This is a genomic window from Arthrobacter sp. EM1 (assembly GCF_029964055.1).
In the GTDB taxonomy this organism is placed as follows: domain Bacteria; phylum Actinomycetota; class Actinomycetes; order Actinomycetales; family Micrococcaceae; genus Arthrobacter.
Map to the genome: position 1 here is coordinate 1,452,257 of NZ_CP124836.1, position 16,777 is coordinate 1,469,033.

The following is a 16,777-nucleotide window of genomic DNA, read 5'->3' on the forward strand; positions in this document are numbered from 1 at the left end:
CGCCAGCATGTCCATGAACTCTAGTGGCATGTGTTTTCGCCATTTCCTGTTTGCGACGATCGTGGCTCGGACTGACTTCTTTCGGCGGAGTGAAGCGTGCCATATATAGATAGCTGGCGACCCCTCCTACCTCTGCACACCGTTGCCTGCGACCGAACTGCCCATCCGAAGTTGGTGACAGGGTGGCGTGGACCCGCGGATAGCTGTGGCTACGGTTTTCTGTCCGGGTTTCCACATCAGCTCGGGACAATCGGTTAAGCCCGCTCGGCCAGATCACTTGCTTTGGCCTGCATCGGCGTGCCCGCTCCAGAAACCTGCGCTGTGGTGATCGGCGGGGTGTTCCTCTGACCCGCTGGCGCGGTCGCGAAGGGACGCCATTCGCCGGCGCTGCGTGGCCACGATGAGCAGGGCGATGACGAGAGCTGCCGCTCCGGCCGTTCCAGCGATTACGGCCGGGGAGCTCCACGGGGTTGTCACCGCGTCGCCGGGTCGGGTCGCGGCGGATACCGGTGCCGAGGCCGGGGCGGGGGCCGAAGCCGCAACTGCAGCGGCGGTGGCGTAGCGGGCCACGGAACCGTTTCCCAAGCCGCTGCCCGGGGTCGTCACGATGATGGTCCCGTCCGGAGCTACCGCAAGGTGACCGGGGTTGCTCTCCGTTGGGATCGAGGGACCCGCTGTTCTGGTCCCCGGCGGTATTACGGACAGGGCGGGACGTAGGGCGCTGGCCACGTAGAGGGTCCCGTCCGGCCCGACGGCGGCCTCCGTGGGTCCGCCCGGGACATAGATGCGGTAGGCCACGGCGTCAGCGCCTGGTTTGATGACGGCGACGTGATTGGAACTGATGTTGGTGACATAGATCTTACCGTCCGGGCCGGCGGCGATCCCGTGGGGGTTCTCTGTCCTCCCGGGCGTGGAGCTGACCTGGATGGTCCGCGAGACGGTGTCCGCCCCGGCCGGGATCACCGAGACCGTCCCGCCGTACTGGTTCGTCACGAACGCGGTGCCGTCCTTCGTGACCGCCACTTCCACCGGGCCGGGCCCGACCGTAACAATGCGGTCCACCGCCGATCCATTGGGTGCAATGACCGACACAGTGCCCTCGGCAGGGTTCGGAACGAAGACCGTCCCGTCGGGTCCGGCGGCAATCAGATGGTTCCCATCCGACACCGGAATGCTCCGTACGACACCCGCCGCCCCGGCCGGTATGACACCCACTACTGCCTCACCCGAGGCACTGTCCTGCTGTGCCACGTACAACGTGCCGTCCGGGGCCAATGCGATCCCGGAGACATTGATGCCCGTACTGAGCGTGCGCGAAGGCTGGGACGCTCCCGGCGGTATCACCCGAATCCCGCCGGCGCCGTAATCGCCCACGTACGCTGTGCCGTCACTGCCAACCACTACTCCGAGGGGTGTCCCGCCGACGTCGAGAATCTCCGCAGGAGCCCCCACGGCCGGTGCCGCCCCCAGGAAAAGGACCGCCGTCACCGCTGCGGCCGTCCTCAGACTTTGATGCTTCACGCTTTTCTACCCCCAATAGACGTGGCACCACACAGCTTCGCAATGTCATTGCATGGAGCTTAGTCCAGCCGCCGGCGACTTTCGGCCCTATGGAGTCCGGACAGCAAGTCCGTTGGTGTGCGGAAAGAGCGCCCGTTCAGGGCTTGTCTACCTGACACTGACCGGCGATCTCTAGGCGATCCATACCTGCCCGCCGTGTAGTCTGAGGTCTTCGATTTGGGGGACACATGGCTCGAAAGCGCAACGCTGAATCTTTGCTTCTGCGATTTGATTGTGTGCCTGTAAACATTCGTAGGACATCCTGCAAACAGCGCCGCCAGCCCCGGTGTCTGGCGCAGTCCATGAGGGCCCTCAAATGACGACTCGTCGGCGCGTAGGACGTCTTTCAATGCTCGCGCTCGGGCTGGTCTTGATCGCGTGGATCGGATCGATGGTCTGCAGCGCCATCGATGAAGGGGCAGTTCCACCCGGCTCTGCATTCCAGATTATTCCGCAGCCCAGTGAAGCGGGGGAAATCTCCAAGCGCTGTGGGTCAGGAGGCTGTTGGCGGGAGATGGTTGTCAACATAAGAGAGCCGCAAACTGCACTGTCACTTGCTGCCGAGATGGGAGTTGTGTCAGAACGTTGCGAGCCAATGAACCTATGGACGTTGCGTAAAACCTGCACCGGGATCTCTGATGACCGCACCGGGCTCAAGGTCTACCTTCGGTATTCAGTCCTAGGTTCCTAAGACATGAGTCAGCTGCCTCATCGGCCCCCGCTGAACCCGTGGCCGCGGAAAACCCTCATCGGACGCCGAGCGGCGGCTCGGATAGTCAACGCTCAAGAATGCCAGGAGTGAAGCCGGAGAATGACAGTCCAAGAAAACGGCACGTTGACCGCGGCACGTAACCGTGCGCGAAGCTCCATCTGGCTGGGAATCGCGTGGCTTCTGGTAGCGGCCTGTCTCGGGCTGATGTCCTGGACACTCCTCCAGCTTGATTCCGCGGACATCTATATTCTTCTCGCTCCGGACATTAACGCCATAACTTTGGGAACCGCCCTGGCCCTCCTGGCGATAGTCCCCGCCGTTGCTGGCGTGTATCTAGTGGTGCGAAGTGCAATTCACAGGATTCGACATCCCTGGATAGCTCGCCTCGTAAAGGCCTCCGGATGGGTGGCCGGCATCTGCATCGGTCTGGTGTTCTCATACTTGGCCTTGACGTTGTTTTTGCTCACCCCGGTGACCGCGTACACGCTGCACGCACCGACTGACGGAAGAAGCGTGCTGATCGTCAACAGGACAGTCCTCATAGCGGGCGGATTCACGATCTACGAGCCCCGAAACTGGCCCACTTATGTGAAAGTAGCGTCGCTGACTACCAATAACGCGCACGACCCATTCCGCGCCGGGACATACCGGGCGGTATGGAACGATGAGGGGCTGGACTTGGAGTTCGTAGGTGACTACATGAAACCGGATAGATACGAACACACATTCATTGAGCTCCGGCGGTAGCCATGCCGCCGCAGCGCTGGAACATGCCATGCGAGGACCAAAGCAGACTGTTTTACAGCCCCTAGGTCCTTCCTCTCAATCATTCCATCTGAACCAAAAGGAACTGGCTTGTACGCTGAATTACCGACCCGGGCGCTCACGTGAACCGCCGTGCAGTAACTATCGTCGTGGTGATGACGACAATGGTCGTTATCCTCCCTTCATGCGGTCGCGCACCTATTGAAGAGATCGGCCGTAACAGTATTCGCGAAAAGGCCACCAAGGCACTAGCAACCTACACACGGATACTGGAGGACACCGCTCCTGGTTCTTCCGAGCGAGTACGCCAGAAACTGGAAGAGGCCATGCCAGGTGTCTACGCAGTCGCAACGCCGCCTGGAGGCCGGCCCACCGCGGACATTTACTTGAGGGATCACGTGACCACGAGCGGTGGGTTTTGGGGGGAGCAGCGGACTGTCAACGCCTGCGTCAGATACGGCTTCGACCAACAGATGGCGACCATGGAATCGATAGACTGCCCGGCCACGGGACCTCAGTCTGAGTACGCAGACGAGCACGTGGTGATTCCCTGAACGGTAAGGAGCGCTGCTGCCGGTCAGTGGCCGGTGAGGGATCCGTCTGCGGACGGCTCAGTGGAATATATAGCGATGCGAAAAACGGCCATTTATCGCTAAAAAGCCTCACGGACGCCTACTCGTGCCGACGAGGTGGACGGTCCCCGCGACGTGACTTGCCGTGAGTTGATTTGACGGCCGAACCGCTTCCGGCAACGATGGCGGGGTGAACGAAGGACACGACGTTTCGGATCTAACATTCCTCACGCTCATGCCAGGTTCATACCGGGTAGGTGTGCTCATTCTCGGCGTACTTACCACGTCTGCGGTGGTGATCCCGCTGAGCGCTGAGATCCCGAGTGTGATGAGCCTGGTCCTCGCGATCTTGCTTGTAGCCTTATTCGCCGCCGCTTTTTTGATGCAAGCGGTCATGCGCCTCGGAACGAATGGGGTGCATATTCGGGTCGCGGGTGTGTTTAGGACGACCATCCACTATGACCAGATCACCGGGGCTGCCCCCGACCGGGTTACGGGAGTTCGCGAGGGTATGGGATTGCGCATACTGCCGAACAAGACGACTGGCTACTTGGTAGGGGGTCCCTCCGTGCGAATCAACACCAGCGGCGGTACCGCCGTCCTGGTCTCATCAAAAACTCCGGCCGAGCTTTCAGAAGCTATTGGGCGTCGTACATAACGACGACAGGGCTGAGGAATGCCGCCCAGAATCACGACCCGGGTGGAGGCATCCGCGCGCAGTAAAGACTCACGTCAGAGAGCAGACGTATGGCAAAAGGGCGCCCGCTGAGGGATCCTTGGGTTCTCGCGGTGATTGCAACACTTAGCGGATGGGTGTTGTTATGGCGGGGTATTCAATTCATTTGAGGCCTGATCTCTTGCAGGTTTTTTGGGCCGGGATGCAGGCGGGTGATTTCATCACCGATGCCGTGGTTCCGATCAATACGAGCCGGCGTACCGGGCGTAGGGTCTTGGCCGAGGCCGGTGGTGTCAGGCCCCGGCGGGGCCGTGATCTGAAGGGCCGTTGCCTGACCTTCGCCCAGCGCGAGGAGATCGCAATACTGCGCGCCCAGGGACAATCTCTGCGGCAGATCGGAGCCGTGGTCGGCAGAGCGGCCTCCACGGTTTCCAGGGAGTTGCGGCGCAACTCGGTGGCAGGAATGCCCTACCGGGGGACCTCAGCGCACGCACTGGCCTATGAGCGGGCCTCGCGTCCGAAACCAGCGAAACTGCACACGAACACCGTGCTGCGTGCGAAGGTGGAAGATGACCTGAAAAAGAAGTACTCACCCGAGCAGATCGCAGGACGACTCCGGGTTGGGTTCCCCGATGAGCCGGAGATGAGGGTGTCACCCGAGACGATCTACCAGTCCCTTTACCTCCAGTCCCGCGGGGCGCTGAAGCGCGATCTGACCGCGTGTCTACGCACCGGGCGGGCGGTCATGCAGCCCTGCAGGAAGGCCGGCCAGCGGAAGAACCGGATCCCCGGAATGATCAACATTTCCGAACGTCCCCCCGAAGTTCAGGACCGGGCCGTGCCCGGGCATTGGGAATCTCAATGCTGTTGTCAAGCAGCCTGGACGCAAATGGTGGGGGCCGTCTCGCTCACGGTATTCGGTGTGGTCGCGGAGCATGGCCCAGATGACGTTGATGCGGCGTCGGGCGAGTGCGATGAGCGCCTGTTTGTGGGACTTTCCCTCGTCGCGTTTCCGGTCGTAGTAGGTTCTGGAGGCGGGGCTGTTTTTCAGGCTTGAGAGCGCGGCGAGGTAACAGGTTCGGAGGAGTCTGCGGTTGAAGCGGCGCGGCCGGTGCAAGTTTCCGCTGATCCGTCCCGAATCACGTGGGACCGGAGCCAGGCCGGCGACGCTGGCGAGCCGGTCTACAGAGTCGAATCCGTCCAGGTTGCCGCCGATGTTCGCGAGAAAGGTTGCGGCGAGTACAGGTCCGAATCCTGGCATACTCAGCAAAACATCGGCGCTGTCGTGCTGCCCGAAGAGATCCGTGATCTGGGCATCAACATCGGCGATCTCTACATCGGTTGCGTGGATCTGCTCGGCCAGCCGGACCACGAGGGCCGAGCCCATGGACTGGGCTCGCAGGACGGTGGACTGGGCATTCGCGGCGGCTACGGCTTTTTCAGCCATCTTGGCGCTATTCCGACAGCCGCGTTTCCTGAGCCATCCGGCGAGTCGGGCCAGTCCCATCCGGCGGATACCCTCAGGGGTCTGGTAGCCGCTCAGAAGGGTCAGAGGAGCCTTCTTGGAGTAGTCGAAGGCCCGCTCGAGTGCGGGGAAGTATTCCAACAAGGTGGCCCGGAGCCGGTTGATCGCCCGGACACGGTCACAGACCAAATCGGTGCGGCGGGCAGTGAGCATCCGCAGGTCCACACTGATCTGGTCCGCACTGCGAACGGGTTGCAGGTCGGTGCGCATGCGTGCCTGATCCGCGATGATCCTGGCATCTTTCGCGTCGGTCTTTCCATCCCCACGATACGTCGCTGCGGCGTGATGCACGATCCGCCCAGGGATATAGAGCAGGTGCTGAGCGTGTGCTGCCAGCAGCTCTATCAGGAGCGCTGCGCCGCCGGCGTTTAGATCCGTAGCCCAGCAGATCTCACCACCGGCCGCGCTCTCCGCGACCGCGGCGATGAGCTCGAGCAGCGCGGTTTCGTCATTCTCAACCCGTCTCGACAGCAGCACCGTCCCGGACTGATCGATCACAACGCAATGATGGGCGCTCTTGCCCGAGTCGATTCCTGCCCACACGTCCGGCATGTCTTTCGGTCCCTTCGATCAGCTCCAATTTGTTGGTCCCTGTCGATAACCACGCCGGCACGTCCTTACCCAACGATCAATGTCGTAAGTCTCAATCAGCGGTCGAGTCATCGGCGGGCAGCGGGCGGCCATTCCCAGTGAGCCGTCCAAGCGGCAGGGAGATCTGGGCCATACCCGCCACCCGAGGGTGATCCAAACACTACGACAGCTCCGAAATCACCCACAACAAAATCGTAAGGAGGGCGATCTCATCATCGGCAAAGGGAATCAGTCCGCGATTGGAACGCTGGTCGAGCGGACCACTAATTACACGATGCTCGTTCATCTTCCGGATGGCTATAAAGCAGAACAAATTCGTGACGCCCTGGCAGCGAAGATCAAGACACTCCCCGAGTCGCTGCGGCATTCCCTGACCTGGGACCAAGGCATCGAGATGCAGGGCTGGAAAACCGTGAAGATCGACACCGGCCTCGACATCTACTTCTGCGACCCACACTCGCCCTGGCAGCGCGGCATCAACGAAAACACCAACGGCCTGCTGCGCCAATATTTCCCCAAGGGCACCGACCTGAGCATCCACAGCCCCGCAGACCTCGACTGGGTTGCCCAGGAACTCAACGACCGACCACGCAAAAGACTAGAGTTCAAGAAACCGATCGAACTGATCGAAAACCTCCTGTTGCAATGACCGCCTGAATCCGCCGATCCTTTACCGGGCGTAGGTGGGACATCCTGGAACGGGTAGCGATAGTTTGAGGACATGAGTGTCTCCTTCCTGCAGGTACGCCCTCTCACTGACGCCGACGCTGCTGTTCTCGGCGCGTGGGCCGAGGACGAACTCTTCTGTCGACATGCAGGATGGACATCCAGCTCGCCGGCGAAGGTCTGCGACTTTTGGATCCGGCAAATCAAGGACCCGCCTACGGGGTTGCTTCGCTTGGCGGCCGAAAGCGTTGACCGTGAACTCCTGGGATACATGGATCTCCATGGAACCGATCCGGAGAGCAGGGAGCTCGGTTTTCTCGTGGGGCCATCGCGCCGCTGGGGGCATGGGTTGGGACGTCGAATCGCCGAAGCCGGCCTTACCTACGGCTTCACAGAACTGTCACTCGAGCGAATCTGGGCAGAGGCTGTCGCCGCGAACGTCGCGTCAGTCCAGATTCTTCGTTCACTCGGGATGCGGGAAACGGGCCGTGGCGAGGCGGAGACCTTTCTAGAGACCAACAGCTACTACCTGCAGTTCGAGATTCTTCGTGATGCGTGGGAGCTCGGTGCGGACCGGTAAGGGATCGTCTATCGGACGCTGCTGGTGTCCGCGGGGGGAACGCCCGTCAGTCGACCCTGCGGATACGACGGTCAGCAGGTGCCGACGCTACCTACGCTTCTTCAGCGCGAACGGCAGTGTCGTGCCAGTCCTGGTCCGCGTCGGCGAGGTGCGGGTACACGTGCAGCATCTCCACCGGGATGACCTCCCACGAATCGCGGTCCCACTCGCGGTACATGTCCTCGACCCTGGCGCGGTACTCCGGCGAGTCGTACGGAGACCCACCGGTGCGCCCCTCTGCAGCACGTTCATCCTCACCGGACCGAACGAGCTCGTTTCGCTGCTCGTCGCTCAGCGTCCGGAGCGCCCCATGGCTAGCGAGCCAGTCCACCACCTCCTGCATCTGAGCCTTCATGGGACCGCGGCCCTTTGTGTCGTCCGTGAGCGAAGCGTGTATCCGCCAGGGCTGGATGAGCCACGGGGCGACGAACGTGAGGTCGCCGCGGGCGTTCACGTGCCGGGCCCAGCCGCCAGCGTGCACGATCTCGCGCAGGAGGTACGCCTCGCATTCTGCGAACGCGTGACGTTGACCCCGCTTGGACGGCGGGTACGGCACCGCGGCGCGGCCCGGGTCCGTCGGGTAGGGGACTGGCTTCGCATTGAACTCGTGCCACCATTGGCGCAGACGGCCACCATTTGTCGTTCCCTTGCTCATTCGTTCCCCCCTCTGCCCACTGTACTGACGTCGATACCGAGATCACCGGCTCCCGATCCGCGTCCGCCACTTACCACCGCCGCGCGACGTCAGGGACAGGTCCCAGTAGCCGATCGGCGGATTCAGGCGGTCATTGCAACAGGAGGTTTTCGATCAGTTTGATCGGTTTCTTGAACTCTAGTCTTTTGCGCGGTCGGTCGTTGAGTTCCTGGGCAACCCAGTCGAGGTCTGCGGGGCTGTGGATGCTCAGGTCGGTGCCCTTGGGGAAATATTGGCGCAGCAGGCCGTTGGTGTTTTCGTTGATGCCGCGCTGCCAGGGCGAGTGTGGGTCGCAGAAGTAGATGTCGAGGCCGGTGTCGATCTTCGCGGTTTTCCAGTCCTGCATCTCGATGCCTTGGTCCCAGGTCAGGGAATGCCGAAATGATGGAATGCAGGCGCTGACGGAGCTGCGGTACGTGTAAAAAGAAAGCCCTTCCCGGCTGACCCGGGAAGGGCTTTTGTTCTGAACTGGAACCCGCAGCCGTTACTCGGGTCTCTGGCGGTCTTTGGGTGAAGTCTTCCGGCTATCCATACGGGTTGTTGTAGGTCGAGAGCTGGTACAGGACGAACGCTACGAGGGCAACGACTATCAGCTGCAGGGCAGACATGAGGACGATGATGGTTGTGGTCCAGAGACTATCGAACCGGTACCTGCGCCGTGTCGTCAGCCAGACGCCCAGGTAGATCAACGAGATCAGGAGCATGAACGGAAGCACGTATTGGATAAATATTACGATGATGTAACCGGGGTAGTTACCCGACGCTGTGCCCGCCAACAGGCAGAGCGGGGGCAGCAGGTAGGAGAGCAGGAGCGCGAGCCTCAACCACTGGATTAACCGGGGCGGCCGCGGCTTCTCTTCCTGGATCAGTGTCGCCTGAGGGACAGGAGGCGCAGTGACACCGCCTGGTTCGGGTAGGTTCTCCTGGATTGGCATAGTGCCTACTTTCAGGTCGTGGAGTTGGGCCTGCTGCCAGCGGGATATGGAGCCGGCAGGAACATCTTTCCGCTGAGCGATAAGTGCACCGCCCGGTTCGACAATAGTGCCCATCTGGATGAATCTGGATGAATCCGGCGATCGCTGGACTGGTGCTTTTTCCGGCTTGGTGCTAGCTGACGGTTGGCACGGGAGGCCTTTCGACTCCCTCTTCGCTCTCGCCTCCGCCGTGGATCTTCCGGATGGGCTCAAAAGCGAGATTGAAGGTGGATGGGACTTGATTTGTGAAGGCAACGTGACCATCGTCAAGACGGGGTTCGAGAAATATCCGGCTTTGAGGATTGAGGGATTCAAGTCGGCTTCATGGAACCCCCACGTTGGCGTCGTAGATCGGCAGACCTATGGCGAATCAGGTGGGGTCGTCTTAGTTTCCTAGGTGGGGCAGTCACCTCTGGCGCTTGGCGTTCGGCCCACCGATGCTCCTATTGGGGGACTGCTGAAGGTTTAGTTGACAGCTTGACCTGCCCCAGGGATTGGTTACCCGAAATGGTTTGAGTTTTTGGCTCTCGCTGAGAGGCTTCAGACATGCCAAGACCCTATCCACCGGAGTTCCGCGCACGGGCAGTCGCCCTGGTCCGGGCCGGCAAACCCATTAGCCGAGTGGCCGCCGAGCTGGGTATCAGCGAGGGCGGCCTCCACAACTGGGTCCGTCAGGACCAGATCGACCGCGGCGAACGCCCGGGGCTGACGACGCCCGAGAGCACCGAACTGGCCAAAGCCCGGAAGCGGATCCGTCAGCTGGAAACGGAAGTGGAGATCCTCAAGCGTGCAGCGAAGCTGCTCGGTGAGGACCGGCCGGACCCAAAAGAATCCACCCGGTGATCGGAGAACTTACCGGCGCCGGGTTCCCCGCGAACCTTCAATCAGGGTAAGCGCGGGATGTCGAACGTCATTCTCCACACCGATGACGAGGATGTGTCGCTCGACTGCATCAACGACGGATCCGGGGGCCAGCTAAGGTTCTGCATGCCGATTTCGATCACGCCGGGGTCGACCAAGACGCCCGCCAGCTAAATCCCGCACTGCACTCCGCGTGACGCCGACACACGTGCGTGGGAGCGGCACCACCGTGCAAGAGGTCAATGACCCCTGTCTGTGAACCCTGGTGACCCGGAGCCGCCAAACCGCCTTCGACCGTGCGACCTTCAGCGGCAAAAACATCTCGTTCAACGGGGCGGACTTCGGCAAGGCGGGGTTAGTTTTGAGCGTCTGGGGGTGCGGAACTCTGCCCCTATCTTCGACTGGGTTTTGAAGACCGAGGGGGCAACTCTAAAGCCAGCAAATGTGGAGCCGCAGAATTCGCCGCCCGTCGAACGAACAGGTCGCCGCGACAGGAAGGACACATTGATTTTCCCCAATCGTGATCCTCAGCGACGTCCTAGAGCCAGTGCGGACGAGTGTTGACATCCCGTGTAGACGACTTCGCAAACTGACATTCGGCGCAACCATGACCATCACGATCTTTTGTCACATACAGAGAAACGATGACCCTTTGCATGACTTAGAATAGATGACTGGTTAAGTGACATATTCTGATTCCAGCCTGGTTCGGAATCACGTTGTCACTTAAACGAACGTATAAATGACTTCGCGGCCGAGATCGACCAGCCCCTCTCATCAGTAGCGGCTGGTACTGGTTTGGTACCATTTTGGTATGGCCATGAATCTACGAGTTCCCGAAGACCTCGACCGCCGTCTCGATGCGCTTGCTGCCGAGGAGCACACTTCCAAGTCCGCCCTGCTTCTCCAAGGGGCCGAGCTGGTCCTCCAGCGCCACGACCGAGGCCGGGAGATCAGTGAGGGTTTGGATTTCGTGATGAGTCATGATGCGGAGCTGCTCAAGCGCCTTGAGGATGCATGAGTTCCTACCTCGAAATCGAGGACGCACTGCAGGTGATCGACCGGTACGGCTTCCACATCCGTGACATCGGGCTGCTCGCTTCCGCCCTGGCGCGCCCCGCGACGACGGTCATGGGCACAGAAGCCTATCCTCAACTGGCCACGAAGGCCGCAGCACTCCTCGAGTCCGTGGCCAGGTTCCATCCGCTCATCGACGGCAACAAACGCACCGCCTGGACGCTCATGGTCCTGTTCCTCTGGATCAACGGCTATCGGCACGTCTTCAGCGCCGACGATGCCTTCGACCTGGTTGTTGGTGTGGCCGCCGGCGACATCGATTTGAAGCGCAGCGCCATCCTGATCGAGAAACACCTGATGCGGCGCTAGGTGTACTCAGCCAGGACGTTGGTTACACGGTGAAAGGGTGAAGACCTCTTAGGTTGGTGGTTACCACACTCACCGAACGACTAAGAGGTCTTCATGGTCCACCGTAATGCCCGTCTGACTCCTGCCGGTAGAAGCATTCTTGTCCAGCGTGTTCTTCAGGGCCGTCCCGTGGCCCACGTGGCCAAGGAAATGGGTGTTTCGCGGACCTGCGCCCACCGGTGGTTCCGGCGCTATCTGGAGCACGGCTCGGACGGGATGGAGGATCGCTCGTCACGCCCGCGTTCCTGCCCGCACGCCACCCCCTCGGCGAAAATCGACGAGGTCCTCGCGGCGCGGGTAAAGCACCGCGAGGGCCCGGTCGAGCTGGGTGAACGGTGCCAGGTCCCGGCCCGCACGGTCTCCCGGATCATCGCCCGGGCCGGGCTGCCCCGGTTATGGGAACTGGACCCGATCAGCGGCGAACGCATCCGCGCCGGCCGGGCAACCGACCACCGCTACGAACGCGACACCGCCGGAGAACTGCTGCATATCGACGTGAAGAAGCTCGGGAAAATCCCGGACGGCGGAGGCTGGCGGGTCCACGGCCGATCCGAAGCCGTCAGAGGCCGAGGTATCGGCTATGACTACGTCCACGTGGCCGTCGATGACCACTCCCGCCTGGCCTACGTCGAGGTTCTCCCGGATGAGAAGGGCCCCACCTGCGCGGCGTTCCTGGCCAACGCCGCAGCGTTCATGGCCGCCAACGGAGCCCCCGTGCAAGAGGTCATGACGGACAACGCCCTGGCCTACATCCGGTCCGCTGCCTTCTCCAAAGTCATGGAGGACCTCGGCGCCAAACACCGGCGCACCAAACCCCGCAGCCCCTGGCAAAACGGCAAAGCCGAACGGTTCAACCGCACCCTCCAGGAAGGCTGGGCCTACAAGGACGCCTTCGACTCCAGCAACCATCGCACCCAGGCCCTCACCGGCTGGCTAGACTTCTACAACCACCGCCGAAACCACGCAGCCCTCGGAGGACGACCACCCATCAGCAGATGTAACCAACCTGCTGGCTGAGTACAGCTAGGTGCTGTGGGAGGGGTCCCAGACCGATGGCTCGGAATTCGGCCATGAGCAGTCGTCGGGGGAGTTCGGAGGCCAAAAGCAGGGTGTGCACACTGTGCACACCCTGGGCTTCGGATCGGGTCGTATTGGTGCCGGACTGGGCCGGATTGCGGACGTTTGCGGGGGAGTGGCGGAAATTCAAGGGCTGGAAACCCGCTCGAGTCCCACCTCGGGCACAGTGTTTCCGCAGGTCAGGCGCTTTTGGGGTGTTTTTTCGTGTGCACATTGTGAACACTCTTGGCTCTGATCTGATGTTCCGGGTGTGTAGGGTCCTAGAACGGCTTATTCGGTTGTTTGGGGGAGCCTCTGGCTACGGCGGGCCGGGTGCCTCCTCGCGGGGTCTGTTCTGGGAGTTCATCCTCGTTCGTCCTCCCGTTGGGGTTTTCGCGTTCACTACTTCATGGTGGCTAGGGGCGCGTACAACATGACTTCCTGATTTTTTTGATCGACCCAAGGTTGCGGCCGGTTCGGGTTTTCCGCTCAGATATTTGTTCATGCAGGACTTCGCGGGGAATGGCATGACATGGCACGAATCCGGAGCTGATATGAGATCGCTGAGCCTGGCCAGTCGGTAGGTGCGGCCGGCTTCGAGGTCGAGTTCCAGGGAACTGGTGGGCTTCTGCCATGGCCTTCCCGCCAGTTAACCGGCCGCCGCAGCCGTCGTCTTTCCCGTCATCGCCGCATCCGGCTTCTGAGTGTCCGAGTTGGTCGCGCCGTGGAGCATCTTCGTTGGGGTCCAGAGAACCGAATAGGTGGTCGTGATGAGCTTGCCCGCGTTAGTGAATGGCTATTTACTAACTCCATGAGCAGACCGCAGCGCACCTCCGATGAGGACTTACTCGACCGCATCGAGGCTGCGGTGGTTCGGCGACCTTCGATAATCCCGGGGGGGTCTTCACGATGTTGCTCCGGCCGCTGGCATAGGCCCCGCCGGCCTGATCAAGCGGTTTGGCTCGAAAGAGGGTCTACTGCTCGCGCTCACGCGGCGCTGGATCGATCGGGTGCCCGACTCCCGGGTGGGGACCGTCGATGTTTTGACCGAGTTGCGTGAGTACGTGGATGGGAACTTTGCCGCGCCCTCATCCGCATCGGCGATCTTCGGCCTTGGGGAGCTTATGCGCGACCTGTGGTCACCCACCTCGGCGGCGCTGCTACGCGAGGGCTGGGGGAAGCAAGCCCGCTACTTCGCCACCCTCCTGGCCAACGTGCCGCTGCGGAGCGAAATCGATCCTCACGCGGCTTCGCTGACACTGCTCGACACGCTCCACGGCAGCCTCTACCGTCGGGCCGTGGACTTCAACCCCACGACTCCAACACTTACTCTCAATGCTCTTTTGGAAGGCTGGACATGAACACCGATCGCACTTGGCAGGGATGCGTGTTCATCGGCACGAGCCTGGACGGCTACATCGCAAGGCCCGACGGCGACCTCGCCTGGCTCACCGACCCGTCGCCCCGACCACACACCACAGACTTCACCGCCCACCCCGCCCTGGTGTGGGAATCGTTTGAGGTGTGTCAAGGATGTGAGACAGTTGGTTGGTTTTTTCGGGGTTAGGCGGCCGCGGTTAGCGGCTGGTTTTGGGTTTTGACGTTGGCCATTGCTGTGGCCGGCGGCAGGCCGTCGTTGTGGGTGTGGGGTCGCCAGCGGTTATAGAACACCTCGATGTAGCGCATGGTCGCCCGGCGGGCGTCTTGGCGGGTGGCGAAGCTCTGGTGGCGGTAGAACTCGTTCTTCAGGGATGAGAACGCCGACTCGGCGACCGCGTTATCCCAGCACACCCCGGTGGCACCCATGGACTGCCGGACGCCGTTACCGGTGCACCAGGCGCCCATTTCCCGGGAGGTGTATTGGGCGTATTCAACCGATCGAAGCAACACCTGATCACGGAGGTGTTGGATGTCGGTTCGAAGTCGTCAGAAGGAGGTACGGGCGTATCGGGGGCATATCCCTTCGCCGGGTCGGCCGTCAGTGGCTTGGCGCGAGGACCGGGTACGGTTCTGGGTCGCGATCGCCTCCGGTGCGAAGACCAGGGACGCCGGCGTCGCGGCGGGCGTGTCAGAACCAGTGGCGCATCGCTGGTTCCTGCACGCTGGCGGTGTGAATCCTCAGCTGGCCCCGACACTGTCCGGGCGGTATCTGTCCTCAAGTGACCGCGAGGACATCGCGTTGTGGCGTGCGCAGGACTGCGGGGTGCGGGAGATAGCTCGCCGCCTGGGCCGAAGCCCATCGACGATCTCGCGGGAGCTGCGCCGGAACGCGTCGACGAGAACGTATCGGTTGGACTACAAGGCGTCGACAGCGCAGTGGCACGCCGAACGACGAGCCCGCCGTCCCAAGACCGCGAAGCTGATCACGAACGGCGGCCTCCGCGAGTACGTTAACGACAAGCTCAGCGGACACGTCAGATCGGTCGATGGGGATCAACTCGGCCCGGTCGGTCCGGTCTGGGACGGGAAGAACAAGCCCCATCGGGAGGACCGCGAATGGGTGAGGGGCTGGAGTCCCCAACAAATCGCGAAACGCCTGCCTATCGAGTTCCCGGATGATCCAACGATGCGGATCTCGCACGAAGCAATCTATCAAGCCCTTTACGTTCCAAACCGAGGCGGACTCACAAGGCAGCAGGCGTGGCACCTGCGCCGAGGGCGCACCAAACGCACACCACGAGCGCGAACACGACAGCAGGCCTGGGCGCACGTCACCGACGCCACAACCTTGAAGAAGAGACCCTCCGAAGCCGACGATCGGAAAGTCGCAGGCCACTGGGAATCTCAATGCTGTTGTCAAGCAGCCTGGACGCAAATGGTGGGGGCCGTCTCACTCACGGTATTCGGTGTGGTCGCGGAGCATGGCCCAGATGACGTTGATGCGGCGTCGGGCGAGTGCGATGAGCGCCTGTTTGTGGGACTTTCCCTCGTCGCGTTTCCGGTCGTAGTAGGTTCTGGAGGCGGGGCTGTTTTTCAGGCTTGAGAGCGCGGCGAGGTAACAGGTTCGGAGGAGTCTGCGGTTGAAGCGGCGCGGCCGGTGCAAGTTTCCGCTGATCCGTCCCGAATCACGTGGGACCGGAGCCAGGCCGGCGACGCTGGCGAGCCGGTCTACAGAGTCGAATCCGTCCAGGTTGCCGCCGATGTTCGCGAGAAAGGTTGCGGCGAGTACAGGTCCGAATCCTGGCATACTCAGCAAAACATCGGCGCTGTCGTGCTGCCCGAAGAGATCCGTGATCTGGGCATCAACATCGGCGATCTCTACATCGGTTGCGTGGATCTGCTCGGCCAGCCGGACCACGAGGGCCGAGCCCATGGACTGGGCTCGCAGGACGGTGGACTGGGCATTCGCGGCGGCTACGGCTTTTTCAGCCATCTTGGCGCTATTCCGACAGCCGCGTTTCCTGAGCCATCCGGCGAGTCGGGCCAGTCCCATCCGGCGGATACCCTCAGGGGTCTGGTAGCCGCTCAGAAGGGTCAGAGGAGCCTTCTTGGAGTAGTCGAAGGCCCGCTCGAGTGCGGGGAAGTATTCCAACAAGGTGGCCCGGAGCCGGTTGATCGCCCGGACACGGTCACAGACCAAATCGGTGCGGCGGGCAGTGAGCATCCGCAGGTCCACACTGATCTGGTCCGCACTGCGAACGGGTTGCAGGTCGGTGCGCATGCGTGCCTGATCCGCGATGATCCTGGCATCTTTCGCGTCGGTCTTTCCATCCCCACGATACGTCGCTGCGGCGTGATGCACGATCCGCCCAGGGATATAGAGCAGGTGCTGAGCGTGTGCTGCCAGCAGCTCTATCAGGAGCGCTGCGCCGCCGGCGTTTAGATCCGTAGCCCAGCAGATCTCACCACCGGCCGCGCTCTCCGCGACCGCGGCGATGAGCTCGAGCAGCGCGGTTTCGTCATTCTCAACCCGTCTCGACAGCAGCACCGTCCCGGACTGATCGATCACAACGCAATGATGGGCGCTCTTGCCCGAGTCGATTCCTGCCCACACGTCCGGCATGTCTTTCGGTCCCTTCGATCAGCTCCAATTTGTTGGTCCCTGTCGATAACCACGCCGGCACGTCCTTACCCAACGATC

13 protein-coding genes and 6 pseudogenes are annotated in these 16,777 nt (G+C 61.8%); 12 read left to right on the forward strand and 7 right to left on the reverse strand.

All coding sequences use genetic code 11. The features are described 5' to 3' along the window. Window positions 1–273: 273 nt before the first annotated feature. Entirely contained in the window at window positions 274–1,521 is a 1,248-nt protein-coding gene (locus QI450_RS06690; protein WP_226775791.1) for a hypothetical protein, read from the reverse strand. A gap of 850 nt (window positions 1,522–2,371) precedes the next feature. Here QI450_RS06690 and QI450_RS06695 point away from each other — a divergent pair. Continuing rightward, entirely contained in the window at window positions 2,372–3,019 is a 648-nt protein-coding gene (locus tag QI450_RS06695; protein WP_226775792.1) for a hypothetical protein, read from the forward strand. Window positions 3,020–3,799: 780 nt separating this feature from the next. Continuing rightward, window positions 3,800–4,267 (forward strand): hypothetical protein, encoded by a 468-nt coding sequence (locus QI450_RS06700; protein WP_226775793.1) that lies wholly within the window; start codon window positions 3,800–3,802, stop codon window positions 4,265–4,267. Window positions 4,268–5,189: 922 nt separating this feature from the next. Here the strand turns inward: QI450_RS06700 and QI450_RS06705 are convergent. Further along, a pseudogene (locus QI450_RS06705) lies at window positions 5,190–6,362 on the reverse strand (IS110 family transposase); the annotation flags it as partial. A gap of 238 nt (window positions 6,363–6,600) precedes the next feature. Between QI450_RS06705 and QI450_RS06710 the strand changes: the two are divergent. Together QI450_RS06710 and QI450_RS06715 are read left to right on the forward strand one after the other, a co-directional pair. Then, window positions 6,601–7,050: pseudogene (locus tag QI450_RS06710) on the forward strand (IS30 family transposase); the annotation flags it as partial. A gap of 72 nt (window positions 7,051–7,122) precedes the next feature. Then, entirely contained in the window at window positions 7,123–7,647 is a 525-nt protein-coding gene (locus QI450_RS06715) for a GNAT family N-acetyltransferase (protein ID WP_226776058.1), read from the forward strand. A gap of 91 nt (window positions 7,648–7,738) precedes the next feature. On the opposite strand, the gene QI450_RS06720 is transcribed toward QI450_RS06715, so the two are convergent. The 3 genes and pseudogenes from QI450_RS06720 to QI450_RS06730 form a co-directional block, all read right to left on the reverse strand. Beyond that, a complete protein-coding gene (locus QI450_RS06720) occupies window positions 7,739–8,341 on the reverse strand; it encodes a hypothetical protein (RefSeq protein ID WP_226776057.1) in 603 nt (200 codons plus the stop codon). A 130-nt stretch (window positions 8,342–8,471) separates the two neighbouring features. After that, window positions 8,472–8,759 (reverse strand): annotated as a pseudogene (locus QI450_RS06725) (IS30 family transposase); the annotation flags it as partial. Between the two features lie 145 nt (window positions 8,760–8,904). After that, on the reverse strand, window positions 8,905–9,429 hold the full coding sequence (locus QI450_RS06730; RefSeq protein ID WP_226776056.1) for a hypothetical protein: 525 nt from the start codon (window positions 9,427–9,429) through the stop codon (window positions 8,905–8,907). Window positions 9,430–9,433: 4 nt separating this feature from the next. Between QI450_RS06730 and QI450_RS06735 the strand changes: the two genes are divergently transcribed. The 7 genes and pseudogenes from QI450_RS06735 (at window position 9,434) to QI450_RS06765 (ending at window position 14,057) form a co-directional block, all read left to right on the forward strand. Next, on the forward strand, window positions 9,434–9,751 hold the full coding sequence (locus QI450_RS06735) for a hypothetical protein (protein WP_226776055.1): 318 nt from the start codon (window positions 9,434–9,436) through the stop codon (window positions 9,749–9,751). 149 nt (window positions 9,752–9,900) lie between these two features. Then, window positions 9,901–10,199, forward strand: a pseudogene (locus tag QI450_RS06740) (transposase); the annotation flags it as partial. A gap of 55 nt (window positions 10,200–10,254) precedes the next feature. Further along, window positions 10,255–10,389 (forward strand): hypothetical protein, encoded by a 135-nt coding sequence (locus QI450_RS06745; protein WP_256447028.1) that lies wholly within the window; start codon window positions 10,255–10,257, stop codon window positions 10,387–10,389. A 646-nt stretch (window positions 10,390–11,035) separates the two neighbouring features. Further along, window positions 11,036–11,236 carry a ribbon-helix-helix protein, CopG family gene (locus tag QI450_RS06750; RefSeq protein ID WP_226776059.1) on the forward strand — a complete coding sequence of 67 codons (201 nt, stop codon included), beginning with the start codon at window positions 11,036–11,038 and terminating at the stop codon, window positions 11,234–11,236. Further along, entirely contained in the window at window positions 11,233–11,601 is a 369-nt protein-coding gene (locus QI450_RS06755; RefSeq protein WP_226776054.1) for a type II toxin-antitoxin system death-on-curing family toxin, read from the forward strand. The genes QI450_RS06750 and QI450_RS06755 overlap by 4 nt, the downstream gene beginning before the upstream one ends. 93 nt (window positions 11,602–11,694) lie before the next feature. Continuing rightward, window positions 11,695–12,657, forward strand: a complete 963-nt coding sequence (locus QI450_RS06760; RefSeq protein ID WP_282468140.1) for an IS481 family transposase — start codon at window positions 11,695–11,697, stop codon at window positions 12,655–12,657. 1,103 nt (window positions 12,658–13,760) lie between these two features. Next, window positions 13,761–14,057, forward strand: coding sequence for a hypothetical protein (locus tag QI450_RS06765; RefSeq protein ID WP_282361085.1), 297 nt, complete (start codon window positions 13,761–13,763; stop codon window positions 14,055–14,057). Window positions 14,058–14,259: 202 nt separating this feature from the next. On the opposite strand, the pseudogene QI450_RS06770 reads toward QI450_RS06765, so the two are convergent. Beyond that, window positions 14,260–14,520 (reverse strand): annotated as a pseudogene (locus QI450_RS06770) (integrase core domain-containing protein); the annotation flags it as partial. A gap of 85 nt (window positions 14,521–14,605) precedes the next feature. Here QI450_RS06770 and QI450_RS06775 point away from each other — a divergent pair. Beyond that, a pseudogene (locus tag QI450_RS06775) lies at window positions 14,606–15,478 on the forward strand (helix-turn-helix domain-containing protein); the annotation flags it as partial. 48 nt (window positions 15,479–15,526) lie between these two features. Here the strand turns inward: QI450_RS06775 and QI450_RS06780 are convergent. Continuing rightward, a complete protein-coding gene (locus tag QI450_RS06780) occupies window positions 15,527–16,699 on the reverse strand; it encodes an IS110 family transposase (RefSeq protein ID WP_226774816.1) in 1,173 nt (390 codons plus the stop codon). Between the last annotated feature and the right edge of the window lie 78 nt (window positions 16,700–16,777).